A 23,975-nucleotide genomic window follows, 5' to 3' on the forward strand; every position below is an offset into this window, starting at 1 on the left:
GTGACTGCTTGGACTCATTCCTTGACCGAGGCTGTCCCTTCCGAAATCCCCATTCCGCAATCCGACATCATCCATCCGAAATCGGATCAGTCGCCGGCGAAGAAGTCCCGCACCGCGCCGACGACCTCGTCCTGTTCTTCACGGGTCATCTCAGGGAACATCGGCAGGGCGAGCAGTTCTTGTGAAGCTTTCTCGGCGATCGGCAGGCTGCCGGGGCCGTAGTCCAGGTCGGCGAAACACGCCAAACGGTGCACCGGCTTGGGGTAATAGACCCGGTTGCCGATCCCCATTGCGTCCAGGTGCATCCGCAGCGGCTCGCGGCCCTCGCCCCGGACGCGGATGACGTATTGGTTGAACACGTGCTCCCGCGACTCGGCCTCGAACGGCGTGGTCAACGCCAGCGGCTCGAGCAGCTTGTGGTAACGCTTGGCCATCTCGCGACGCTTGGCGGTCCACTCTTCGAGGTGGGGCAGCTTCACCGACAGCAGCTTGGCCTGCAGGCCGTCGAGACGGAACGCGCCGCCGAGCTGCGAGACGACAAAGCCCGGCTCGATGCCGTGGACGCGCAGGGTCTTGAGCCGTGCGGCCAGGTCGTCGTCGTTGGTGAGCACGGCCCCGGCGTCGCCGAGGGCGGCGAGGTTCTTGGTGGGGTAGAAGCTCATGGTGGCGACATCGCCGATGCCGCCGACTGGCTTGCCGTTGTACTTGGCGCCGATGGCCATGTCGGTGTCTTCGATGACCTTGAGGCCGTGCTCGGCGGCGAGGCTGTTGATCGCGTCCATCTCGGCGGGCAGGCCGAAGAGGTGGGTGGGCAGGATGGCCTTGGTCTTGGCGGTGATCCGCCCCGGCAGGTGGTCGACGTCGAGGTTGTAGGTGCGGGGGTCGATGTCGGCGAAGACCGGCGTCGCGCCGACCCGGGCGATCGACTCGGCGATGTGCAGGTAGGCCAGCGGGGTGGTGATGACTTCGTCGCCTTCGCCGATGCCCAGGGCGAGCAACGCGAGGATGATCGCGTCGTTGCCGCTGCTGACGCCGATGGCGTGCTTCACGCCGCAGTACCCGGCGATCTCTTTTTCAAACTCACGGACGTACGGCCCGAGGATCAACTGACCCGACGCGGCGACTTCGATAAACGCCTCACGCAGTTGAGGCATCATGGCCTGGTGCTGACGGGTCAGGTCGGTCAGGGGAACGGGCATGTGGGCTTTCTCGGGGCAGGCGATGTGGGCGGCGATCCGTCCGTGGACCGCGGGCTTTCATGCGTAAGGATAATGCGGAACCGCAGCGGGAGAAAGTGAGCGGGGTGATGCCGGGGCGTATCTTCTTTTGCAGGTCAGGCCTGCCTGCCTGACACGACACGCAAGGAACTCGGCGTCAGGCAAGCATGGCTGACCGACAGAGTCCTTGACAAAACCGACCGTCCCCGCGACGCTTGCGTTGTTCATTTCCTGTTCGTTTGTCCGCCGGGATTGCATCGATGAGTGACGAGAGGTTTGATTGCCCCAATTGCGGGAAGGCCTACCGCTGGCAGACCAAGATCGCCGGCAAGAAGGTGAAGTGTGCCTGCGGCCAGAAGTTCCGTGTACCCATGATGCCGGGCGGCGATGCCGAGCCCGAGGGGCCGCTGGTGGGCGCGGGGGATTCCCCTGTCATCGAAGTGGTCGAATCCAGTCCCACCGAAAAGCCCAAGCCCCAGGCCCCCGAGCCCAACCCGTACGAACTCGACCTGCCTGGCGACGAGCCCCACGGCGAGACGGCACCGATCTCCGCGCGTTCGTCGGAGGGCGCGGCGGCCAAGGGCGGCAAGTGCCCGTCGTGTAACACGCAGCTGCGTCCCGGCGCGGTGATCTGCATGAACTGCGGCTTCAACCTGGCCGAGGGCGCGAAGGTGCAGACGGTGGTGGAGTCTGCTCCCGCCGAAGACCAAACCCCCGCCGCGGGCCGGGGCAGCGACGCAACGGTGGGTGGTGTCGCCGCGGCGGTCGGCGAAGAACGCGTGATCGCACGCACACGGTTGCAGGAAGACCTCGCGGCCGACATGGAGAAGCGTCACCACTTCCAGGAGAAGACCCTGCCGCTGATCTTCCTGGGCATCGGGGCGGTGTTGTTGTTGCTCAACGCATTTGTGCTGACGCCGATGCTTGGGGATGTGCTGAGTTTGCCCATGAGCGTGGGGGAATCGGTCGGGGCATTGATCGTTTATGTGATCTTGTTCGCGATCCAGCTGCCGTGTCTGTTCATCGGCATCCTCGTGATCTCCAAGCTCTTTGGCTCGGCGTTCGGTGAGCTGTTTAGCGCCTTGAAGAAACTCGCGGCCCTCGCGCTGCTGGCCGGGCAGTTCGATGTCATGGTCGATCTGGGCTTCGACATCATGCTCGGCGGACTGGGGTTCCTGGCCTTCTGGCTGAAGATGGCCTTGTCCTTCGGCGTGTTCTGGGGGTTGTCCAAGCAGATGTTCGATGAACTCGAACCCACCGAAACGATCGTCCTGTGGATCGCGATGCTGTTCCTGCCAGGCTTCATCCTGCTTGGCGTGCTGTTCCTGCTTGGGGCGTCGCTGTAGGCCGTATTCGGAACGGCTGTGATGTAGGTCAGGTCTTCGACCTGACACAAAGCACAGAGGCTCTGCATGTCAGGTCGAAGACCTGACCTACGGATAGGGCTTACCGCCCCCAGCCGCTGCCGGAGGTTTGGGCGTGTTCATCTGGGAGGATCGCGCTGGTACCCATCGCTTTGAGTTGATCGAGTTGGCGGTGGCCGATCTTCACGGTCATGTGGACGCGGTCGTTCTGGTAGTCGCGTTCGAGGACGGTGGCGCGGTTTTCGAGGAAGGTCAGCGCCTTGCCATCCGCCTGGGCGAGGTTGAGGGTGAGCGTCACCGTGCCGCCGTGCAGGTGGCCGCGGACCGCTTCGACGAGCTGATCGATGTGTCGCCCGGTCGCCGCGGAGAGCGGGATCGCGTCCGGGTATTCCTTCTGCAGAAGCAACAGGTCAACATTGTGATCGACCTTGTCGATCTTGTTGAGCACCAGAAGCCGCGGCTGCTCGGTTGCGCCGATGCTGTCGAGCACTTCGTTGACGGTGCGGAGCTGGCGTTGGCAATGCGGGTCGGAGACGTCTAGGACGACGAGCAGGAGTTGGCTGTGCACCGCCTCTTCGAGTGTGGCTTTGAACGACGCGACGAGGTGGTGGGGCAAGTTCCGGACGAAGCCGACGGTGTCGGACAGCATGACCGTGTCGCCGTTGCCCAGTTTCCACTCGCGGGTGCGGGTGCTGAGCGTGGCGAACAATTGGTCAGCGGCGTAGGCCTCGCCATCCGTGACTGTGTTGAACAGCGTGGACTTGCCCGCGTTGGTGTAGCCGACGAGCCCGACGGTGAAGTGGTCGGTGTTGCGGGCCTCGACCTCGCGGGTCTTGCGGGCCTGGAGCGACTCGATCTCTTTCTTGAGGATCGACTTCTTGCGTTGCACGATTCGGCGGTCGATCTCCAGCTGTTGTTCACCCGGGCCGCGGGTGCCGATGCCGGCCGGAGCGCCGCCGACGATCCGCTCGAGGTGGGTCCACATCGCGCGGAGGCGGGGGTAGGTGTATTCAAGCTGGGCGAGTTCGACCTGCAGACGGGCCTCGTGGGTCTGGGCCCGGGCAGCAAAAATGTCGAGGATCAGCTCCGAACGGTCGAGGACCTTGACCTCGCACACCTTCTCGATGTTGCCGATCTGCGAAGGGGACAGGTCGTTCTCGAGGATGATCACCTGGGCCTGGTGGAGCTTGACCCGCTCGGCCAGTTCCTGAACCTTGCCCTTACCCAGGAACGACTTGGCCGAGGGCTTCTGGCGTTTCTGGAGCACCTCGTCGACGACGACCGCGCCCGCCGTTGCCGCGAGGGAGCGCAGCTCGTCCAGCGGGTCGTGGGGGTTGACCTCGGTGTCGGGCAGCAGGCAGGCCACCAGGATCGCCCGTTCGGAGGCGACGGCGAGTTTTTCGCGTTGACCGGATTCCATTCCGACCAGTGTAGCGTTGCCGCCCGCTTTAGCCCCGAGTCATTCAGACCCGGGGTGCCGCGGGCAACGGTTTATGGAGATTCTGGAGGTTTTCGCGGGCCGGTATGTGATGACGTGAACCATATTGCGGCCGCCCCGGGTCAAAGACCCGGGCTAAAGGTCAGCGGCGGGAGGTTGGCCGACGTGTGGTCACCCGGCGGTCCACCGGCTGCTTGGCGACCCAGCGGGCGAACTTGGCGATCTCGGGGTGGCCACGCAGGGCCTCGAGCGTGTGGTACGCCTCGGCTAATTCCTGCTCGGACAGGTGGTGGTGCACGGTGGCATGGCACGGCCGGCAGATCATGGCCACGTAGGTGTTCAGATTGATCCTGGGGTGCATCCGCTTGGTCCGCGGCTTGTTGTGCCGGGCCCGGGGCACCAGGTGGTGCCGGGTCAGTTCCAGGCCCGATCGGCCGCAGAGTTCGCAATTGGGTTCGGGCATCCACGGAGAATATGGGATTCGGCCGCAGATTTCGCCGATTACGCCGATTGGGTTTCGGGCCAACCCGGCGGTTTGCCTTAAAATCGGTCCCTCATCGGCGAAATCTGCGGCAAAAAACCAGGTTTTTCAACTTGCAGGCCGCCGCGTTTCCCGCTATTTTATGTGGCTCGGCCCAACCCGGCCGGGCTTCACCCACGCTTTCCCCTGCTGCAGCAAGGTTATCGTTATGCCACGAGTTTGCGAATTTACCGGCCGTCGGACTGGAACCGGCTTCACCTACACCCTCCGCGGTAAGAAAAAATACCTCGGCGGCGTCGGTACCAAGATCACCGGCAAGACCAAGCGCAAGTTCAAGCCCAACCTCCAGAACGTCAACTGCGTGATGGAAGACGGCAGCGTCCGCAAGGTCAAGGCCTCGGCCAAGGCCATCCGCATGGGTCTCGTGGTCAAGCCGCTGAAGCGGAAATACGCCTACAAGCCTGAAGAAGCCGCCGCGGAGTAATCCCCGGCTAAACCCTCCCGCCTTTCTTTTTTTGCGGGTGGTTTCGGGCCTTCGCCCGGAGGACGGCCTCGGCGGATCGGTGCAGGGATGCAGCCTTTTTTGCCTGGGGTTGACCCATTTATGGGGCTTTGCCCAAACTCGGTTGACTTTGCCGGTTTGGAGCGAAAAACTTAGTACAGATTGAGAGAGTTTCAGATTCGGCACCTTGGGTCACGGCCGACCCGCCGAATCACGCCACGCTGGCATCCCCTGCGGATCCCGAGCCACGGACGACGCCGCCGACCGCACCCGGCAGCCCCGCTTGAGCATCGACCCGCAACCTTGGTGAGTTCGACACGGTTCACGACAAACCGTCCCGATCAATTCCGCTGTCCCGAACCCCTCACCGGGCGACGGCAGATGGGTGCTGTATGAGCTTCCGAGATAACGGCGACAAAGAGAAAGTGCAAGAGGCAACGGACATCGTCCGCCTCATCGGCGAGCACCTGCCCCTGCGGCCCAAGGGCAAGGAGTTTGTCGGCGTCTGCCCGTTCCACAACGACACCAACCCGTCCATGAACGTGGTGCCCCAGAAGCAGATCTACCACTGCTTTTCCTGCGGCGCGGGCGGGGACGCGTTCTCGTTCGTGATGAACTACCACAAGATGGACTTCGTCGAGGCGCTCAAGTTCCTGGCCAACCGGGCCGGCATCGAGCTCACCCCGTGGAAGCCCGGCGGGCAGGGCGGCGACGAACAGGGCCCCAGCGAACGCAAACGCATCGCCGCGGCCAACGCCCAGGCGGTCGATTTCTTTAAGTTATTACTTAATCATTCCGAGTACGGCCGCGAGGCCCGAGCCTACCTCGAACGCCGCGGCGTGACCCCTGAAATGGTCGAAACCTTCGGCCTGGGCTACGCCCCCGACCGCTGGGACGGCCTGGTCACCATGGTCCGCGAAAAAGGCTGGGATAAACAAGCCTTCGAACTCGCTCAGCTCATCCGCCCGCGCAAGACCGGGGACGGCGACTTCGATTTCCTGCGTCGCCGCCTGGTTTTCCCGATTTTCGACGGCATCGGGCGCCCGATCGCGTTCGGCGGCCGGAAGCTGCGTGACGAGGATGATCCCAAGTATCTGAACTCGCCCGAGACCCCGCTGTTCAACAAATCCGCGACGCTCTACGGCCTCCACGCCGCGAAAAAACCGATTATCGACAGCAAAACCGCCGTGATCGTCGAGGGCTACACCGACGTGATCGCCTGCCACCAGGCCGGGGCGAACAACGCCGTGGCTGCGCTGGGCACGGCCCTCACCCCGCAGCACGTCCGCGAACTCCGCCGGTACTGCGAGCAGGTCGTTTTGGTCATGGACGGCGACGCGGCGGGGCAGAAGGCTGCCGACCGCGCGATCGAGGTGTTCCTCACCGGCGATTTGGACGTAAGCATCGCGGTGCTCCCCGGCGGGCAGGACCCGGACGAGCTGCTCAAAGCAGGGGGGCTCGACGCCTGGTCGCAAGTGCTTGCTGAGGCGGAAGATGCGCTGGGATTCGCGTTCAATCGGATGCAAGCCAGCCTAGAATCTTCTGAGACCACCACGGGCAAACAGCGGGTCATCGAAGGCTTCATGACCAAGCTGATCGACCTGGGCGTGGCCCGGATGGGCGACCTGCGGCGGGCGTTTGTGGTGCGTCGTTTGGCCGAGATGCTGCACATGAGCGAGTCGGCGGTGGATTCGCTGCTGGCGGCCCGATCGCCGCGATCTTCTCGGGCAGTGGAGTCTTACGACCAACCGGCCGATATTGACGGGCCTGACGCTACTGATATGGCCCAATATGCGTATGAAAATGAGGTTCAGAATGGGCTTGCGTCGAGCCATTCTGGGCATAGACTTCACGCTGTAGGCATTGCGGAAAGGCGGCTCATAGCAGCCCTGGTGAGACATAACAGCCTGTTTAGTGCCACCCTCAGCGACGGCTCGGCCATCGACGAGGCGATCTCACCGGCCGAACTCGCCGTGCCCGACCACCGCGCGTTGTACCAGCGGGTGTTTGACGGCCTGGCCGAGGGGCGACCCGTGACGCTGCACAGCCTCTGCGGCGACCTCGCGGTGGACGGCCAGCACGAACTGACCCAGCTCGCCACGACCGCCGACCGCGAACTGGACGAGGCCCTGCCCGAACCCGACCCGGACCAAGACGACTTCAACGACCTCGAACCCGTGAAAGAATTGTTGCTGGACGCGGCCGTGGCCGTGATCCGACACCGCCGTGAAACCCACACCCAGCAGCTGCGTCAAAAACTGACGCAAGACAACAACGCTCCCCCCGGAGATGCCCCCGGCAACGCCCCGGCGGACGACTCGAACCGGCAAGCCGAACTGCTCCGCCAATACGTCGAGTCCCGCAAAGCCAACCCGTCGCCCGGCCGCATCGCCCGACTCTGACCCCGAGTGGTCTGCCCGCCAACCGCCAGACCAGACCACCAAAACCAGACCAGCTTTAGACCACAACCTGACCAAACCCACCGCACCTTTCCCCGCAATCACCGTCTTTGTTTAAAGAGAGACCCTGCCCTTGATGCTTGACCCCCTGAATCCCGCCGTCCTCGAACTGATCGCCGCTGGCCAAAAGCACGGCGTCATCAGCTTTGATCAGCTCAACGCGCTGCTCCCGGACAACTACGTCGACCCCGACAAGCTCGACGAGCTGTTGGTGCTGTTCGAACGGCTCGAGATCACCCTCGTGGACCCCAAGCACATCCCCGCCGCTGCGATGCCGAGCAACGTGGTCGCCGCCGCGACCGCGATCGGTGAGACCCCCGAGCCGCCCAAGTCCAAGGCTGCGCAAGAAGCCGAGGAAGCCAAAGCCGCCGAGCAAGCCAAGGCCGAGACCGAAGTGGTCGAAGGCGAGGAAAGTGAAGAAAGCGAAGAAGGCGAAGGCGACGATGAAGACGCCGAAGGCGAAGAGCTGCTCACCCAGGAGCAGGCCAAGGCCGAGATCGCCAAGGCCCTGTCGGAGTCCGGCCACAAGCGGATCGACGACCCCGTCCGCATGTACCTCACCCAGATGGGCGAGATCAGCCTGCTGACCCGCGACGAAGAAATCCGTCTGGCCAAGAAGATCGAGACCTGCCGGTACCTGTTCCGCCGCCTCGTGCTGCAGAACGACTACTCGGTCAAGACCTGCGTCGAGACGCTGGAAATGGTCCACGAAGGCGACCTGCCGTTCGACCGGACCATGAAGATCAGCACCGCTGAGGAAGACGCCAAGGGCAAGATCGCCGCGCGGATTCCGAACAACCTCAAAACCATCAAGCGGATGCTCGACCTCAACCGTGCCGACTGGGACGCCCTCGAAGCGCCCGGCCGGATGAGCAAGACCGAAACCAACGCGATCCACGACCGCCTGGCCACCCGCCGCCGCAAGATGACCACGCTCATCGAAGAGCTGAGCCTGCGGACGAGCAAGGTCCAGCCGATGCTCAAGAAGCTGCGTTCGATCGTCAAGAAGATGACCGACCTGCAGAAGACCCTGGCCAAGGCCGAGGAGTACCCCGACCGCTACGACCCCGAAGACGTGATGGTCATGCGGGAAGAGATCTCGGGTCTGCGTAGCCTCGTGCTCTGCGAGCCGGAAGAACTCAAGCAGATGGTCACCGACGTCACCACCGTCTTCGACGAATACGAAGAAGCCAAGCGTGACCTGTCGGGCGGCAACCTGCGTCTGGTCGTCTCGATCGCCAAGAAGTATCGCAACCGCGGCCTGTCGTTCCTCGACATCATTCAGGAAGGCAACACCGGCCTGATGCGTGCGGTCGACAAGTACGAGTACAAGCGGGGCTACAAGTTCTCGACCTACGCTACGTGGTGGATCCGTCAGGCCATCACCCGCGCGATCGCCGACCACGCCCGCACCATCCGTATCCCGGTGCACATGATCGAGACGATGAGCAAGCTGCGCAACATCGCCAAGAACCTGCTGCAGGACTTGGGTCGCGAGCCCACCATCGAAGAGATCGCCGAGGCCGCGAAGATGCCGGTCGTCGAAGCGCGTCGCGTCATGAAGATCAGCCGCCACCCGATCAGCCTCGACCGCCCGGTGGGCGAATCGGAAGACTCCTACTTCGGCGACTTCATCGAAGACGAGTCGGCCAGCAACCCCTCGGAGTCCGCCACCAGCGACATGCTCCGCAGCCGCATCGAGCAGGTCCTCAAGACCCTGACCTACCGCGAACGCGAGATCATCAAGCTCCGCTACGGCATCGGTGACGGCTACACCTACACCCTCGAAGAGGTCGGCCGCATCTTCAAGGTCACCCGCGAGCGTGTCCGCCAGGTCGAAGCCAAGGCCATCCGCAAGCTGCAACACCCCGTGCGCAGCCGTAAACTCGTCGGCTTCGTCGACGGCGACGGCGAGTTCGAATAAGCCCCGCCCCCGGAAGGCGTCACGCCACGCCCGGGTCTCAATGAAATCCCACCCAAGCCCACGGCCCACCGCCGTGGGCTTTTTCTTTGGGTCCTAACTTGAAACCAACCGATCGGTCGGTAGGATACGCGTATGCGAGAAAAAGTCCTCGATGCGGCGGAGCAGATGGTGCAGGAGCGCGGCCTCTCGGCCGTGAGCTTCCAGCAGCTGGCCGATGCGGTGGGCTTGAGTAAACCCAGCGTCTTCCACCACTTTCCGAACAAACAGGCCCTGGCCAAGGCTCTGGTCGATCGGTGTCAGAGCAAATACGGCGTTGAGTACGGCCGGGTCATTGATGCCGACCTGCCCGCCCCCGACAAGCTCTGGGGCATCGTTGACATCTTCGAGCAAGGCCTCCGCGACGATCGCCTCTGCCTGCTCGGCTCGCTGAGCCAAAGCCTCTCGAGCCTGAACGAAGCGGTCTCGGAAGACCTGCGTCTGTCCGTGTCCCGCTCCATCGAGCGATACGCCACCGTGTTTGAGCAGGGCGTTGAGGAAGGCACGCTCCGCATCCACGCCAGCCCGGCCGACACCGCCGCGGCGTTCCTCGCGTTGCTCGAAGGGCTGCAAGTCTTGGCCCGCGCTAAACGTGACCACGCGATGTTCCGCAACGCCGCCGGGGCTTTTGTGCAAGCCATGCTGGTGTGAGACGAGTTGATTTTCCGCGGCGGTCTGCCGTCGCCTTGATCCGATACCCAAGAGAAGAACCATGAAGAACGTTTTTGTCATCAACGCCCACGAAGAGTACGAATTTTCCAAGGGCACCCTCAACCAAACCATGACCGACATCGCCGTCGATCACCTCAAGGCCTCGGGCTACGAGACGAAGGTCACCACGATGAAAGACGCGTGGGAGATCGACGCCGAGATCGAGAAGCACCAATGGGCGGATGCGGTGTTGTTGCAGTCGCCGGTGAACTGGATGGGCGTGCCGTGGAGTTTCAAGAAGTACATGGACATGGTGTACTCCTTCGGCATGGACGGCCGGCTCTGCGCGGGCGATGGGCGAACCCGCCAGGACCCAAGCAAGCAGTACGGCAGCGGCGGCACGCTCAACGGCAAGAAGTACATGATGTCGCTCACCCTCAACGCCCCGAGCGAATCCTTCGGCGATCCGGATCAGTTCTTCTTCGAAGGCAAAACCATCGACGACCTGTTCTGGCCCATGCACCTGAACTTCCGCTTCTTCGGCATGGAGCCGCTGCCCACGTTCTCCGCCCACGACGTGATGAAAAACCCCGACGTCGAAACCGATCTGGCAAAATACCGCGAGCACCTCGCCGCTTCGTTCCCGACACAGGGCTGACGCCTTATTTGAACCGAATCAGTTCGGTGACTACTGCCAACACGACCAAGCCCACGGCCCACCGCCGTGGGCTTATTGTTCGGGCTAAGCTAGTGGCGAATACATCGAATCCCCAGCGCGGCACTGCCGTCGCATTGATCCTCTCGCCGAGAAACACCGCATGAAGAACGTCCTGGTCATCAACGCCCACGAAGAGTTTGAGTTTTCCAAGGGCGGGCTCAACCGCACCATGACCGACATCGCCGTCGAGCACCTGCAGCAGTCGGGCTATGAAACCCAAGTCACGACGATGAAGGACGACTGGGCGATCGACGCCGAGATCGAGAAGCACATCTGGGCGGACGCGGTGGTTTTGCAGTCGCCGGTGAACTGGATGGGGGTGCCGTGGAGTTTCAAGAAGTACATGGACCTGGTGTACACGTACGGCGGCGACGGGCGTCTCTACACCGGCGACGGCCGAACCCGCCAAGACCCGAGCAAGCAGTACGGCAGCGGCGGCACGCTCAACGGCAAGAAGTACATGATCTCTCTGACGTTCAACGCCCCGCGTGAGTCCTTCGGCGACCCGAATCAGGTCTTCTTTGAAGGTAAAACGGCCGACGATCTGTTTTGGCCGATGCACCTGACCTTCCGTTTCATGGCCATGGAACCGCTGCCGACCTTCGTGGCGTACGACGTGATGAAGAACCCCGATATCGAGGCCGACTTGGCCAAGTACCGCGAACACCTGGCGGAAGTGTTTCCGAAACAAGCCTAATCACGGGCTAGAAGAACAGCGTCAGGAAGATCACTACGAAGATAACGAACACCAGATCAAACGCGCTCCCGCTTGCCTCGGCGGCGCGTCGGTAGTCGTCGGGGTGGGCCGAGCTCATCAACGAAAGCGAGTGCTCGTCCGGCATGAACTGGCTGATCTTCTGCGGCCTCATCGGTGCGTGCCTCCGGAGCAGGTGACACACTATTGTGAGATGGGGTGGGGTCGCAGGGATGACGACTTCGTGTTGAGCTTTCGCGAACGCGGCGATTACGCGGCGTGGCGCTGGTCGTCTTTGTTGCTCTGCGAAGTAGCGTCGCTGCCGATGTTCTGGAGGAGCTTGCGGCGGTAGTCGCTGCTGGCGAGCCACCACGGGCGTTTGAGCAGTTGGGCCCACAGGACGCGGCGCTGGTTGTCCTCGTGGATCTCCATCTCGGCGGCGGCGTAGATGCGGCGGGTTTCGTCGCAGGTGCGCCACAGCAGGTAGCGGTGGGTCGGCGAGAGGTGGGTCGAGTAGCGCTCGGCGGCGTCGATAAATTCCGGGCCACACGACAGGGCGTGCGTCGCGGTCAGGCTCTGCTCGTGGTCACGCACGGCGGTAATGGCGGCGCGGGCGACGGCGGGCTTGAGGTTCGCGGCGTACAGGCGGGCGTGCATCTCGTGGGCGTAGGCGAGTTTGAACTGGCTGTCGAAACCGCCCATCGCTTTGAGCAGGTCGGTGCGGTAGAACACGGCGCTGCCGGGCATCGGGCCCGAGTCCTGCATGAGGAAGGCGGACAAGGTGCGCGGCGGGTCGGCGGGGAGGTCGCCCAGGTGCTCGTCGAGTTCGTCGACGCGCACGGCTTGGCCGATCATCCAGTCGCCGCCGGAGGTGGGGCCGTGCAGGTCGGTGTTTTCGACTTCGCCCATGGTGCGGGCGACTTCGTGCAGGGCGTAGGGGAGGTAGGCGTCGTCGGCGTCGAGGATTCCGACGATCTGGCCGGTCGCCCAGGTGAGTGCGGTGTTGACGGCTTCGGCGGGGCCCGAGTCCCAGGCGCTCTGCCAGTGATCGATGTCTTTTTCGTAGGTGCGGATGATCTCGACGCTCTGGTCGGAGGAGCCGCCGTCCATGACGATCAGTTCGAGGTTCTCGTAGCCCTGGTCGAGGACGGAGCAGATGGCGCGTTCGAGGTAGAGGTCCTGATCCAGGTTGGGGATGATGACGGTGATGCGGGGGAGTTTGGACTGGCTCATCGCGGCGGGGCTCCGGTTCTGCGGGAGGGCGTCGGGCTACGCAAAGGGCATAACCGTTACATGCCGTATCGTCGCGCCAGCCGGTCGGCTTAACCGGGAGCGGCCGGGAAGGTTTTCGGACAAGCGCAAACGAAAACCGCCCGCGGCTTAGCGGTTATTCTCGGACGCTAAGCCGCGGGCGGCTGGGTTTCGATTTGTTGACGGGTCAGATCAGATCGGCCGACCACTCGTGGCGAGGTTTTTCAGGCGTTCGTCCTGAACGCTGGCGGCGAAGTCTTTGGCTTCGTCGCCGCTGATGGAGCCGGGGGCGGGGCTCTCGCCTTCGGGTGCCGAGGCGAGCGCGGGGTGGATGGCGTCCTTGAGCGAGATGTCGCCCGAGCCCATGACCGGTCCAGCCGCGGCGGGCTGCGGCTCGGCGGCGGGGCGGAGCGATTCTTCGGTGGCCAGAGGCGAGCCGGTGCGGGTGCCTTCGAGCTCGTCGATCTTCTTGGCCTTGCGGACCTTGGCCTTCTTAGGCTTTTTCACCCGCAGCGGGCCGGGCGCGAGGATCGCGGTGATCATCAGTGCTTGCAGCCCGATGAGCGGCAGCCGCAGGGTCTCGCTCGGGCCCGTGGTGGCGAGTACGAGGTAGAAGCCCATCACCATGGTCAACAGCAAGAGGCCCGACCAGCGGCGACGCCACAGCATCAGCATGGCACCCACCGCCATGGCGGCGACCATGGCCGCGTTGAGCGCGACCCAGGCGTTGGTGATCCATTCGGTGGCGACGTCCTGCGAACCGGACGAGGCGACGTCTTCACCCAGCAGCTGAGCGCCTTGGCCGCGAGGCGTGTATTCCAGGCCGAGCCGGGCGTATGCGGTGTCGAGCGAGTGGTCGAGTGCAAACTTCGGCGCGGTGGCTTGGATCGCACGGCCCAGGTTGCCCGCGAGGTCACCGGTGAGTTGCTCCCGGCTGAATTGATCCAGCAGAGCAAAGGTGTCGGTCTCGGCGTTCTCCGGCATCGCGGCGAAATCCTTGAACTCCTCCATGGACTGCTGCACGCTGTCACGGTTGTAGGGCCCGGCGACGGGGTTGTCGGCCGCGGCCATCGTGCCGAACACGCGGTCCATCATCGGCTGAGCGGAAACGTACGGGCCCATGCCCAGGTCGACGTTGCGTTTCATCCAAGCGCCAACGGGCAACGCGGTGCCGACCAGCAGCAGCACGGCCAGCGCGACGGTTTTGAGCCGACGCTCGGTGACGATCATCCAGGTGGCCAGCAGCGGCGAGAGCCAGGCGAGCATGGGCGAGAACAGTGCCGCGCCGCCGATCGCGATGCCGCCGCCCAGGGCGCTGCGGAAGCCGCGTTGCTCGGCGTGGGCCACGCCGAACAGCCCAAGAAACACCAGCAACACCACGACGGTGTCGGCCGCGAGGGTCGAGGGGGCGAAGATCAACGCGGGGTGCAGCGCCACGATGGCCGCGCCGATCGCCGAGGGCATCTTCCGGCCGATCACGCCCAGCCCGACGCGGTACACGACGGGCACACACAATGCGCCGAGGACGCACTGGAAGACGAGCAGCCAGATCATCGGCAGGCCGGTGAGTTTCATCAGCCACAGCATCGCGGGGTAGCCGGGCGCTTCGTAGAACTCGGGGTGGAGGGTGGTGCCTTCGAGGGTGGTCAGTTCGCCACGCTCGGCACGCATCGCCTCGAGCTCCGAGGAGAGGGTATAGGCGGGCTGCGATTCGATGCCGAAGGCCTGATCGGAGGCGAGGTTCTCGGCCAACACGGTTTCGTGCGGCGTGTGGTCGGTGTAGGCGTTTTCGATCCCGAACATCGGGCCCATGAGGACCACGAGGATGCGCAGGACGAGCGCGATGCCGAAGATCAGGGCGATGTAGAGCGCGTACGACTCTTGATCGTCGGAGGGCATGTTGGAGCTGCGCAGCTGAGCGGGTTGGTTACCGCTGCTGTCCTGGCCGGCCCATTGGACCCCGGGGACCCCGTGGGTCAGGTCGGGGCTGGCGTCGGTTTCGTCGAGATAGCTGGGGGGTCGTAGGGCCACGGTGTACTCCAGGGTGAGCGGGCGCAGGGCGCAACGGGATCGGCGGGGCGTGTAACCCCATGCGGACCCCATCGACGGGCGCGGGAAGTCACTTGATCGCGGCGGGGTGTGAGTTGCGGCGAAAAGGGAGGGGTGAAGGAAGTGGAGCGGTCGGAGGGGGCTTGCGGGTTATGCGGGTGAGGTTTAGTTGGCCGCTATTCGTTGCGAGCCATTTAACCCCTCCCCGCTTGGGGTGGTGGCCTGCGAAGCGGGTCGGAGGGGGAACTCGCCATTAACCTGTGGCAGAGGACTTCCATTCCCCCTCAGCCGCCTTCGGCGACCGCTCCCCCGAGGGTGGAGCGGTTGGTGGAATTCAAAGCGATGCCTCGGCGGCGTAGCGGTGCATCTCGAGGGTAGCGAGGAGGGGGGCGAGCGAGGATTCGGCTCCCTGGTTCTGGTTGGGGCCGTCGGCGTTGAGGCCGTCTTTGCCGCCGCCGGTTTCGGGGTCGAGCATGAGGATGCCCAGGTCGTTTTTGCCGGTGAACCAGTCGTAGCAGAGGCGGGCGCTGGCTTCCCAGTGGGTGGGGGTGGTGAAGGTGGGATCCGGGGCTTTGTCGCCCCCCGGAAGGGGCTCCGCAGCCCTCGGCTTGGGTGTCGATTGGGTGGCGCGGGCGGCGGTGAGGCAGGCGTCGACCAGGGCGTAGGCTTCGAGGGGTTGTTGGTCGAAGGGGGCGCGGGGCTTGCCGCGCTGGAGCCAGCCCTGGTTGCCGATGATCGAGAGGTGGGGCGTGCCGTCGTCGCCGGTGGCGAGTTGTTGGTCGAGCAGCCAACGCAGCGAGGTGAGGCCCGCGGCGGTCATGTCCTCACGCTGCAGACGCTTCCCGGCAATGAGCAGCGCGTGCGGCAGCTTGGCGTTGTCGTAGGTCGCTTCGTCTTCCCACCACGGCCAGTCGTCCTCGGCGTGGGCGGTGTAGGCGTCGAAAAGTTTCACAGCGTATTGCTCGAACGTTGCGGCACAACCCGCGTCGTCGGGCACGGCGTCAAGGTACGCATCGATCCCCAGCAACGAAAACGCCCACGAGCGGATGAAGTTCAGACCGTCCAGCGCGGGTAACGCCTTGGCGAACAGGTCGCGGCCCAGCCCGCGGATGGATTCGGTCGGGCCGAGCTTGGCGGTGAGGCCCATCGCCCAGATATTGCGTCCCTGGCTGTCGTGGCTGCCCGAGTCTTCGAGCCAGCTGCGGTCAAAGGCCATGAAGTTGCGGAACTGCTTGGTGTCGGCGTTGTAGGCGTAGGCGATGAAGTTGAGGTAGGTGTGCAGCGGCGTGGCGGATTCGTCGAGGCCGTGCAGGTCGGCGTAGAGCAGCCCGGCGATGAGTGCGCGGGCGTTGTCGTCGATGCAGTAGCCGTGGTTGGCGTCGGGCGTGGCGAACACGGCGTGTTGATAAATCCCCGTGTCGTCGGTCAGACGCTGGAGGTGGCGGAGATCGATGTCGGGCAGGGGAAGCAGCGGCGAGTCGGCGGGTAGAGGCAAGACGGGGCTCCGTCGGGGGAACGCGTTACAGGCGCGATACCCGATGTTACCCGATGGCGAAGGCGAGATGCTTGGCCCCTCCCCCGTCGGGGGAGGTGGCCCGCGAAGCGGGTCGGAGGGGGAACTCGCCATTAACCTCTGGCAGAGGACTCACATTCCCCCTCAGCCGCCTTCGGCGACGGCTCGCCCGACGGGGGAGCGGGTGACGTCCATCATCAATCCACGGGGAACGGGTAGTACGGCTCCTGGCCGTGGGGCACGGGGGGGACGGTCATGTCGGCGACCTCGGGGAAGCGGTCGGTGGACAGCCGGGCGTCGCCGAAGGCGTTGTTCTGTTGGGTGACCTTGGTGAAGCCGTCCCCGTTCCAGTAGGGGTTGGACTGGCCCTTGGCGTTGAGCCAATTGACGCGGTTGTCGGCGACGAGGACGTCTCCGGCCGGTGCGTTGGCGTACTGGTTCCAGGTGTAGAGGCCGACGTTGGCGACGTTGGAGCGGTCGCCGACGATGGTGTTGCCCAGGACCTGGATGTCGCCGCCGCCTGCGACGCCGATGCCGACCTGGCCGGGGTTGACCAGGGTGTTGTTGGCGCAGACCTGATGCTGTCCGCCGCCGTCACCGAGCATGATGCCCGAGCCGGAATCGGATTTGTCCTGGCTGCCGACGTTGGGGTCGCCGGTGAGGTGGTTGAACTCTACGCGGATGGGCGACTCGGGGGTGCCGACGGACTGGAAGAGGTTGATCATGTCCTCGGGGTTGGACTGGCCGTGGCGGTTGACGGCGATGTTGCCCATGATGAGGTTGCCCTCGCCGGTGACCTTGTCGAACTGGACCAACTGGCCGCGGGGCATCGGGCCCTTAACGTCAAAACACAGGTTGCCCACGACCTGGACCGCGGTGCTCTTGTGGGCGTAGACGCCCGAGGCGACGTTTTCGATGCGGTTGCCCTGGATGACCACGTCGTGGCAATCGTCGAGGCTAACCGCGTTGTTCGGGCTGTTGTGGATGTGGGAGTTGTAGATACGCAGGTTCTCGACGCCCGAGGCCCGGATCGAGCGGAGGTCGCAGGAGATGATCGTGATGTTTTGGCAGTTTTCGAGGATGACCGAGACGTCGTCCTCGATCTTCAGCGAACGGATGGTGATGTCGCTGCGGTTGCGGAGTACGATGGCCTCATTGTCCGCGGGCACCTGCCAGCGCACGATCTGCCCCGCAGGCTGGAGGGCCTGGATCGCGTCGTTCACCGCGGGCTGTTCCTGGGCCGAGCTGACGGGGGTCAGCCCCAGCGTGCAAGCCCCGCAGGCAAGGACGATGGCCAAACGAAGTGCTCGGTTTGGGCGGCGTGGTGATGTCATTTGGGCGGACCTGGGTAGTTTGGGGAACGTCAATGCCCGGTGGGGCCGTACATTGGGTTGAATTGTCCGTTTGTTCGGGCCGGGCCGCAAAAAAAATTTGACTAAATTCTTCCCAAACGGCATCAGGGATTGCCTGTGTAAGGTTTGGGGGCAGAATTAAGAGCTGGACCGTCAAGGCATTCCACAGAAGGGAATTGTGCCAGACTCGACTTCTACCATTACGCCATCACCGCCACCTCCGCGTTGGCAGCCGGGGCAATCTGCCCGAGAGAAGCAGACGTCAGAATATGCGCGCGTGGCCGAGTCCGCGCCTGACGCGGTCGCCGATCGCGTCAGCAAGCCCGCGGTAACGAGCCGGGTGTGGTGGATGCTGGGCGGGATCACGCTGGTGGCTGCGGCGTTGAGGGCGTATCAGCTGGATCACGGCGGGCTCTGGTACGACGAACTAATCATGGCCCGCATCACGGCCGGCTCGTGGGCGGCGCTCGCCTCGGAGATCTGGCTGGGTCGGCCGCCGATCTACCCGGTGCTGGGCAAGATCTGGGCCGATGTGTTTGGCACGAGTGACATTGCGCTGCGCAGCTTGTCTGCGACGTTGGGTGTGTTATGTGTGCCGCTGCTATTTCTTGTCACCCGTCGACTGTTCGATGCCCGGGTCGGCTTGGTCGCCGCGGCGTTCATGGCGGTGTCGCCTTACCAGGTCTACTACGCTCAGGAACACCGCTACTACGCTTTGTTCTTGTTGTTCTGCCTGCTGTCGGTTTGGCTGCTGCTGCGTGTGTTGGGCGTGGGGGACCGGGAGCAGGTGAAGACGCAGGTGTCGCCGGGCCGTGAGGATCAGGCCAGCCTGTGGACGTGGGCGGGCTACGTGTTGGCCAGCGCGATGGCGTTTTATGTCCACACGTTCACGTTGTTCCTTTTGTCGTCCATCGGCGTCGCCGTGCTGGTGATGTACGGCTGTGGCTCGGTGGCGAAACCGCGGATGCGTCGATTCCTGGCCAGCCAGGTCGCGATCATGGGGCTGATCCTGCCCTGGGGCCTGCTGAAAATGGGCCTGTTCCAAAAGGCCGCGGAGACCGGTGCCGCTCAGGGCGAGGCGTTGGCGATGCCCTGGATTTCGTCGCCGCCTTGGTGGGCACCGATCCGGTCGGTGGGCAACTTCCTGTTCCTGGGGATGAAATATCTGAGTCTGACCTGGGTGATCGTGGGATTGATGGCCCTGGCTGTCGGCATCGTGTGGGTCGGACCGCGCCACGGCGGGATGCGCCGCTGGTTCAGCGAACTCAAGCAATCGATCCGCGACGGCCTGGGTGTTCGCCAGGGCGCGTGGTGGATCGCGGTCATGTGGACCTTCGGGCCGTTGGCGTTGGTGTTCACACTCTCTTACACGGTTCGCCCGATCTACAACGACCGCTACCTGATGGCGTCCACGGCGGGGTTGTACATCCTGCTGGCCGCGGTGATCGTAATGCTCCGACGCGTCGTTCCGGTGTGGGCGACGGCGGGCATGATCCTGCTGGGCATGGCCGGCTCATTGATGACGTACTACGCCCACCCTCAGAAGGGGGCTTGGGCCGAGGCCGCGGCGTGGCTGGACGAACAACTCGTTGAGGGCGAGGGCCTGGCCTTCAGCTCCGAACGCGACACCGGCCGGGAAAATGCCCAGGTCCAAGACAATTGGCTCTGGTACGCCCAGAACGGTACGGATCGGCCACAGATTCAAGTCCATGCCCGGGGTGAGATCGACCAGCTGGTCTCTGATTTGAAATCCGTGTCTTCCGCCGAGGCGGGCGTCTGGCTGGTGATGTGGCGCGACCCCGTGAACCCTGTTGGGCTGGCCGATCGTTTCGCCGACGGCCCGATCGAGGGGCTGGCTTTGGAACACACCCAGAAGTTTTTCGACCTGACCCTCATGCGTTTTACCTGGGCGGACCCCGAGGGGGCCCCCTTCGATCAGGGAGAACCCGAGTCAGCGTTGGAGGGCAACGAGGGGTAATTCCCCGTTAAAGCTAAGATAATGAGACTTTTCGTTTGACCCGGCGCATCCGTCGATTACAGTTGGATGACCCAAGGAGGGACGTTCCGGCGGGGCCTTACGGATATCGGGGGCGGACCAGAGGTCTGCGCAGATTTTGTCGCTCGTGTTGTTGGTTTGTTCCACGCGATGTACCCGCGTGGGTGGGGTTGGGTGCCATAGATACCCGCCATCGATAAAGGGGAACCCGGGTCGCCCGTTGGGGTCCGAGAGAGAAAGTAGCCATGAACCAGTCCAATCTTCCGGCCACCCAGAACTACGCTGCGGCGGCGTCCAAGCCCGCTTCGCCGGAGATCGTCCAGGCCGAGCCCGCGTTGACGCTGTTCGAGATCCTGCTGCGCAACAAGTTCAAGATGATCGCCTGCGTCGTGGTGGCGTTGGGGCTGGGCGTGTTCTATCAGCTCACCACCGACAAGATCTTCCAGAGTACCGCTGAGATCTTCATCAAGCCCACCAAGGACGGCCAACACACCTCGCCCCTGGCGCTCGGTGGCCTCTCGGTCGGCCAGCCGTCCACCCACGCACGCCTGCTGGAATCCATGCCGGTGCTGCTCGAAACCTTGAAAGACCCCGCGGTCGCGGAGTCGCCGACGATGGCGGAGATCGAAGGCGAAGGCCCGCAGCTGCGTCACCTCAAGAAGAAGCTCTCGGTGGGCTTCTCCAAGGAATCCGAAGTCGTCACCGTCTCGTTCATGAGTAAGGTGCCCGAAGACACCAAGACCGTTCTCGATGCAGTGTTGGCCGCTTATCTCGCGGAGCTGGACATCGACGTCGCAGACGCCACGGGTGAAGCCGACTCCGACGGCCCGCGTGGCATCATGGATGAAGAGATGCTGGCGTCTCGGCTGATGAAGCTGTCAGAAGAACTGACCGCCGCCGAGGTCGCGCTCGAGGCGGCGGAGATCCGCGTCGACGAAGCGCAGCAGGCCCAAGGCGATCTGCCGACCCTTGCGTCGCTCCTCGCCGAAGCCGGGCTCAACGCCCAGGTGCACGGCCTGGCCGAGATCGCCTACCTCAAGGCCGAGCTCGCCCGCCTGGATCAACAACTCGAAGGCATGCCCGCGGGCTGGGGACCGGAGCACAAAGTCCGCGCCCCGGTTCAGCGTCAGGCCGATGCGCTTCGTCTGGAGATCGCCAACCTGACCCGGAACGCACAATCGACCATGGTCGCCCTGCTCGCATCCAGCCAGAAGAGCGCCACCGAACGCGTCTCCGAGCTCAACTCCCGCATCGCGACGCAGCAGGACCAGGCCCAATCGATCGCCTCGATGCCGGTGGACGTCTACCAGTGGCCGTATGTCCCCACCAAGAAGATCGCTCCCCGCGGCATCAAGAGCATGGGCATCGCCCTGTTCCTGGGCGTGTTTGCCGGGCTTCTCCTGACGCTGTGGACCGAGATGAAGAAGCCCGCCGCCGCGGGTGGGGCGGTTATGCAAGCCGCTCAGAACCTGCCCGTCGAGGTCCGCGATACCACCGCCTTCACGCCCAACGGCAACGCCACGCTCGCCCTGCCTTCGCTGATGAAGGGCGAGGACATCACCGCGGGTTCGTCCGAGACCGAGCAGGCGCCGTTGCTGGGTACGGTCCCCGAGGTCCCCGCCAGCAGCCGATTGACTTCGCCGAATTTCGACAAGACCGCCTCGTCGATCCACCAGATCCGTGCGGTGCTCCAGATCCAAGCCGGGTCCGACGACATGAAGGCCTACGCGTTCACCAGCCCCCGTCGTGGGGCGGGCAAGACGAGCGTGGCCATCGGTGTCGCGTCCTCGCTGGCGATGTCCGGCACGAGGACGCTGGTGGTCGACTGCGACCTGGCCGGCCGTATCTCCCGCGGCCAAACCGGCAAGCCCGTCGGGCAGGACAAACCCAACGGCCACAGCAGCGACAAGTCGGCGTTCAACGACCGCTTCGGGCCGATCGACGAAGACGGCTCGTCCGCGGAGAACCCGTCGCTGGACAACATCGTCATCGAGCAGGGCTACCTCTCCGAAGACGACACCCAGGAACTAGCCACCAACACCACCGGCCAGGTCGGCATCGCCGCCGTCCTCGACGGCGCACCGCTGCAGGACGCCGTGGTCCAGGCCACCGTGTCCGGGCTCTGGCTGCTGCCCGCGGTCCACGCCCAGACCCGCCACATCGGCAAGATGTCCGACGCCTTCATCCGCGACGTCATCGAACAGGCCAAGGACCACTACGACCTGGTGATCTTCGACACCGGCCCCGTGCCCGGCAGCGTCGAAGCGTTGCTCGTGACCAGCCAGGCCAACGGCGTCATCCTCGTCGTCCCGCAGGGCGAGTCGCGTCAGGCCCTGGACCGCACGATGTCCTACCTCAAAGTCGTCGGGGCCAACGTTACCGGCACGGTCTTCAACCGCGTCGCCGAGGCCAAGCCCCCGCAGCCCAGCGAACCCGCGCACTCCAGCGTGGGCGGTGCCGCCGCCGCGGCCGCCGCCGCCGGATCGATCCACCGCAACGGCGAGCCGGTCAACGACGAGATGCTGGTCGAGCTCGAGAAAGAGCAGGCCGCCACCGACGACGACGGCGAATACCTGGCCGGCGACGCCCCGCTCGGCTCGGGCATCCTCGCCGCCGCGGTCTTCTCCGACGCCGAGTCGGAATACGAGAGCAAGAACTGGAAGCTCGAAGAAACCAGCGGCGAATTCAGCGGCTCGGTCGAAGAGCTCTTCGGCAAAGTCAACGGCGAAACCAACGACGCTACCCCCGACACCAACGGCCACGCCTGAGCCAGTCGGGCGGACACCGCCCACCGTCCTTCCCCTGATCACTAAGCCCACGCATGAATAAACGTGCGTGGGCTTTGTCACAACGACAACCCGCGTGATTCCCCACCGAGCCGCGAGCGTCAGCGACCGGCTGCTGCCGAATCACCATTAAAACCGTCTCTCGCTTACGCTTCGGGCTCTGAAGTATTCACCGCGTCCGTCGCTTCCCGCGACAACTCGTTGGCGAATGTGTCCTCTGCTCCACACTCCGGACAATGCTTGATTCCCGCCACCCGCGTTCCCCGCAGGTCGTAGCCGCACATATAGCAAGCTGTTGATTTTTTTACCCAGCTCAAATGGCGAGTTTGATGCAATCCCGCCCAGAGGAAGTACGGCCAAACTATGAAGCCTGGGAATATCCACCACCCCGGCCGGAAAGACCAATATGTGATCCAACGCGGATAAGGTGGTCCAATCGACATCCAACCGTAATTAACCCGTAGCATGCTGCTATACAAGCCAAGGGCGGCATCGGGCAACCCAAAACACACCGCTGGGAATCCGGTCAGTCCTATCACCAGCCAAGATGATTTTATATTCCAATCACGGAAGAACCACGTCCATCCGCTGACCAATGCTGTGAAAACTAAGGTGAAACATATTCCGTAGCCAAGAAACAGCCAATTGGGACGGCTGGGATAGGGAGGATCGAAAGACCCTGCGAAATAGCAGCTAAGAATTGTTCCAAACCACAGTCCGATTAATAGCGTCCCTAACCTCAAAGACCAGGTAGGACGGTAAGTAGCCCACCACGCCATGGCCCTAGGCGACCATAGTAAACGCCACGCACTCGGCATATCCCCGGGGTCGGTCATACGTCTGCCTGTTCGGTCTCGTCTTCCACCAACGGCGACTGATAGAAGTGCAGCGTCATCTTGCCGTAGGTGATCGACGCGGGGCCGTCGTAGCCCGGGACCTCTATGGCCTCGACCTCGGCGGGGGTGCGGATGATCGCGGCGCCGCCTTCTTCGAGTTTGGGAAGGATCGCTTCGAGGATGCCGTAGAAGGGGGCCATGTCGTTGGTGACGGCATACGGCGGGTCGAGGAAGGCGACGGTGACCGTGCGGTCCTCGATCGGGTAGCTCCACACCGGCGGGGTGGCGCTGCCGGCGACGACGCGGGCCTGCTCCGGGCCGATCTGGAAGTTGTCGAGGTTGCCCTCGAGCTTGTCGATGGCGTCGCGCGACTGGTCGACGAACGTGCAGTGCTCCGCCCCGCGGGACAGGGCTTCGAGGCCCATTGAGCCAGTGCCGCAGTAGATGTCCAGCACCCGGCCGTAGCCCAGCAGCCCCAGCGATTGCAGGCGGTTGAAGAGGTTTTCCTTGACCCGGTCGGTGATCGGGCGGGTGGTCAGGTCGTCTTCGGGGTTGATCAGGGGGCGTCCACGGTATTTGCCGGCGATGATGCGCATGGGGCCAGTTTACCGTTGCTTTGGGCCCGCCGTGAGGCGCTAGCTGTTGGCCTATAGCCCCGTAGGTCAGGCATGCCTGCCTGACGCGGTTCGCTTAGGGATGGGTGTCAGG

18 protein-coding genes are annotated in these 23,975 nt (G+C 63.9%); 9 read left to right on the forward strand and 9 right to left on the reverse strand.

Translation table 11 applies throughout. The features are described from left to right. Window positions 1-86: 86 nt before the first annotated feature. Window positions 87-1,199 carry a DegT/DnrJ/EryC1/StrS family aminotransferase gene (locus HNQ40_RS11840; protein ID WP_221435508.1) on the reverse strand — a complete coding sequence of 371 codons (1,113 nt, stop codon included), beginning with the start codon at window positions 1,197-1,199 and terminating at the stop codon, window positions 87-89. A gap of 278 nt (window positions 1,200-1,477) precedes the next feature. Here HNQ40_RS11840 and HNQ40_RS11845 point away from each other — a divergent pair, with 278 nt between their 5' ends. Beyond that, on the forward strand, window positions 1,478-2,563 hold the full coding sequence (locus tag HNQ40_RS11845; RefSeq protein ID WP_184678039.1) for a zinc-ribbon domain-containing protein: 1,086 nt from the start codon (window positions 1,478-1,480) through the stop codon (window positions 2,561-2,563). A 100-nt stretch (window positions 2,564-2,663) separates the two neighbouring features. Here HNQ40_RS11845 and hflX read toward each other — a convergent pair whose 3' ends face one another. Both hflX and HNQ40_RS11855 read right to left on the reverse strand, forming a co-directional pair. Further along, entirely contained in the window at window positions 2,664-4,001 is a 1,338-nt protein-coding gene (hflX, locus tag HNQ40_RS11850; protein WP_184678040.1) for a GTPase HflX, read from the reverse strand. A gap of 160 nt (window positions 4,002-4,161) precedes the next feature. Then, window positions 4,162-4,482 carry a hypothetical protein gene (locus HNQ40_RS11855; RefSeq protein ID WP_184678041.1) on the reverse strand — a complete coding sequence of 107 codons (321 nt, stop codon included), beginning with the start codon at window positions 4,480-4,482 and terminating at the stop codon, window positions 4,162-4,164. Between the two features lie 226 nt (window positions 4,483-4,708). Between HNQ40_RS11855 and rpmB the strand changes: the two genes are divergently transcribed. From rpmB to HNQ40_RS11885, 6 genes are all read left to right on the forward strand, one after another. Beyond that, window positions 4,709-4,984, forward strand: coding sequence for a 50S ribosomal protein L28 (gene rpmB, locus HNQ40_RS11860; protein ID WP_184678042.1), 276 nt, complete (start codon window positions 4,709-4,711; stop codon window positions 4,982-4,984). A gap of 410 nt (window positions 4,985-5,394) precedes the next feature. Beyond that, complete coding sequence (dnaG, locus tag HNQ40_RS11865) at window positions 5,395-7,404, forward strand: DNA primase (RefSeq protein ID WP_184678043.1); 2,010 nt, start codon at window positions 5,395-5,397, stop codon at window positions 7,402-7,404. A gap of 133 nt (window positions 7,405-7,537) precedes the next feature. Continuing rightward, window positions 7,538-9,385 carry an RNA polymerase sigma factor RpoD gene (rpoD, locus tag HNQ40_RS18625; RefSeq protein WP_184678044.1) on the forward strand — a complete coding sequence of 616 codons (1,848 nt, stop codon included), beginning with the start codon at window positions 7,538-7,540 and terminating at the stop codon, window positions 9,383-9,385. 132 nt (window positions 9,386-9,517) lie between these two features. Then, on the forward strand, window positions 9,518-10,072 hold the full coding sequence (locus HNQ40_RS11875) for a TetR/AcrR family transcriptional regulator (RefSeq protein WP_184678045.1): 555 nt from the start codon (window positions 9,518-9,520) through the stop codon (window positions 10,070-10,072). 61 nt (window positions 10,073-10,133) lie between these two features. After that, on the forward strand, window positions 10,134-10,730 hold the full coding sequence (locus tag HNQ40_RS11880; RefSeq protein ID WP_184678046.1) for an NAD(P)H-dependent oxidoreductase: 597 nt from the start codon (window positions 10,134-10,136) through the stop codon (window positions 10,728-10,730). Between the two features lie 160 nt (window positions 10,731-10,890). Further along, a complete protein-coding gene (locus HNQ40_RS11885) occupies window positions 10,891-11,487 on the forward strand; it encodes an NAD(P)H-dependent oxidoreductase (RefSeq protein WP_184678047.1) in 597 nt (198 codons plus the stop codon). A 7-nt stretch (window positions 11,488-11,494) separates the two neighbouring features. Here HNQ40_RS11885 and HNQ40_RS11890 read toward each other — a convergent pair whose 3' ends face one another. The 5 genes from HNQ40_RS11890 to HNQ40_RS11910 all read right to left on the reverse strand — a co-directional run bounded on the left by HNQ40_RS11890 (window position 11,495) and on the right by HNQ40_RS11910 (window position 17,595). Further along, window positions 11,495-11,659, reverse strand: coding sequence for a hypothetical protein (locus tag HNQ40_RS11890; RefSeq protein WP_184678048.1), 165 nt, complete (start codon window positions 11,657-11,659; stop codon window positions 11,495-11,497). A gap of 95 nt (window positions 11,660-11,754) precedes the next feature. Further along, window positions 11,755-12,717: a glycosyltransferase gene (locus HNQ40_RS11895; protein ID WP_184678049.1), complete on the reverse strand. Its 963-nt coding sequence runs from the start codon at window positions 12,715-12,717 to the stop codon at window positions 11,755-11,757. A 210-nt stretch (window positions 12,718-12,927) separates the two neighbouring features. Continuing rightward, complete coding sequence (locus HNQ40_RS11900) at window positions 12,928-14,766, reverse strand: hypothetical protein (RefSeq protein WP_184678050.1); 1,839 nt, start codon at window positions 14,764-14,766, stop codon at window positions 12,928-12,930. A gap of 352 nt (window positions 14,767-15,118) precedes the next feature. Further along, window positions 15,119-16,279: a hypothetical protein gene (locus tag HNQ40_RS11905; RefSeq protein WP_184678051.1), complete on the reverse strand. Its 1,161-nt coding sequence runs from the start codon at window positions 16,277-16,279 to the stop codon at window positions 15,119-15,121. 215 nt (window positions 16,280-16,494) lie between these two features. Further along, a complete protein-coding gene (locus HNQ40_RS11910) occupies window positions 16,495-17,595 on the reverse strand; it encodes a right-handed parallel beta-helix repeat-containing protein (protein WP_184678052.1) in 1,101 nt (366 codons plus the stop codon). Window positions 17,596-17,926: 331 nt separating this feature from the next. On the opposite strand from HNQ40_RS11910, the gene HNQ40_RS11915 reads away from it, so the two are divergent. Beyond that, window positions 17,927-19,627, forward strand: a complete 1,701-nt coding sequence (locus HNQ40_RS11915; protein ID WP_184678053.1) for a glycosyltransferase family 39 protein — start codon at window positions 17,927-17,929, stop codon at window positions 19,625-19,627. A gap of 263 nt (window positions 19,628-19,890) precedes the next feature. After that, a complete protein-coding gene (locus HNQ40_RS11920) occupies window positions 19,891-22,413 on the forward strand; it encodes a tyrosine-protein kinase domain-containing protein (protein ID WP_184678054.1) in 2,523 nt (840 codons plus the stop codon). An 850-nt stretch (window positions 22,414-23,263) separates the two neighbouring features. Here HNQ40_RS11920 and HNQ40_RS11925 read toward each other — a convergent pair. Then, complete coding sequence (locus HNQ40_RS11925) at window positions 23,264-23,863, reverse strand: RsmD family RNA methyltransferase (RefSeq protein WP_184678055.1); 600 nt, start codon at window positions 23,861-23,863, stop codon at window positions 23,264-23,266. Window positions 23,864-23,975 lie beyond the last annotated feature (112 nt).

This window comes from Algisphaera agarilytica, assembly GCF_014207595.1.
Classification (GTDB): Bacteria; Planctomycetota; Phycisphaerae; order Phycisphaerales; family Phycisphaeraceae; genus Algisphaera; species Algisphaera agarilytica.

Excerpts from the sequence above, each read along its gene's own strand:
- HNQ40_RS11840 (WP_221435508.1), bottom strand. The coding sequence starts at position 1,199 with ATGCCCGTTCCCCTGACCGACCTGACCCGTCAGCACCAGGCCATGATG.
- HNQ40_RS11845 (WP_184678039.1), top strand. The coding sequence starts at position 1,478 with ATGAGTGACGAGAGGTTTGATTGCCCCAATTGCGGGAAGGCCTACCGC.
- hflX (WP_184678040.1), bottom strand. The coding sequence starts at position 4,001 with ATGGAATCCGGTCAACGCGAAAAACTCGCCGTCGCCTCCGAACGGGCG.
- HNQ40_RS11855 (WP_184678041.1), bottom strand. The coding sequence starts at position 4,482 with ATGCCCGAACCCAATTGCGAACTCTGCGGCCGATCGGGCCTGGAACTG.
- rpmB (WP_184678042.1), top strand. The coding sequence starts at position 4,709 with ATGCCACGAGTTTGCGAATTTACCGGCCGTCGGACTGGAACCGGCTTC.
- dnaG (WP_184678043.1), top strand. The coding sequence starts at position 5,395 with ATGAGCTTCCGAGATAACGGCGACAAAGAGAAAGTGCAAGAGGCAACG.
- rpoD (WP_184678044.1), top strand. The coding sequence starts at position 7,538 with ATGCTTGACCCCCTGAATCCCGCCGTCCTCGAACTGATCGCCGCTGGC.
- HNQ40_RS11875 (WP_184678045.1), top strand. The coding sequence starts at position 9,518 with ATGCGAGAAAAAGTCCTCGATGCGGCGGAGCAGATGGTGCAGGAGCGC.
- HNQ40_RS11880 (WP_184678046.1), top strand. The coding sequence starts at position 10,134 with ATGAAGAACGTTTTTGTCATCAACGCCCACGAAGAGTACGAATTTTCC.
- HNQ40_RS11885 (WP_184678047.1), top strand. The coding sequence starts at position 10,891 with ATGAAGAACGTCCTGGTCATCAACGCCCACGAAGAGTTTGAGTTTTCC.
- HNQ40_RS11890 (WP_184678048.1), bottom strand. The coding sequence starts at position 11,659 with ATGAGGCCGCAGAAGATCAGCCAGTTCATGCCGGACGAGCACTCGCTT.
- HNQ40_RS11895 (WP_184678049.1), bottom strand. The coding sequence starts at position 12,717 with ATGAGCCAGTCCAAACTCCCCCGCATCACCGTCATCATCCCCAACCTG.
- HNQ40_RS11920 (WP_184678054.1), top strand. The coding sequence starts at position 19,891 with ATGAACCAGTCCAATCTTCCGGCCACCCAGAACTACGCTGCGGCGGCG.
- HNQ40_RS11925 (WP_184678055.1), bottom strand. The coding sequence starts at position 23,863 with ATGCGCATCATCGCCGGCAAATACCGTGGACGCCCCCTGATCAACCCC.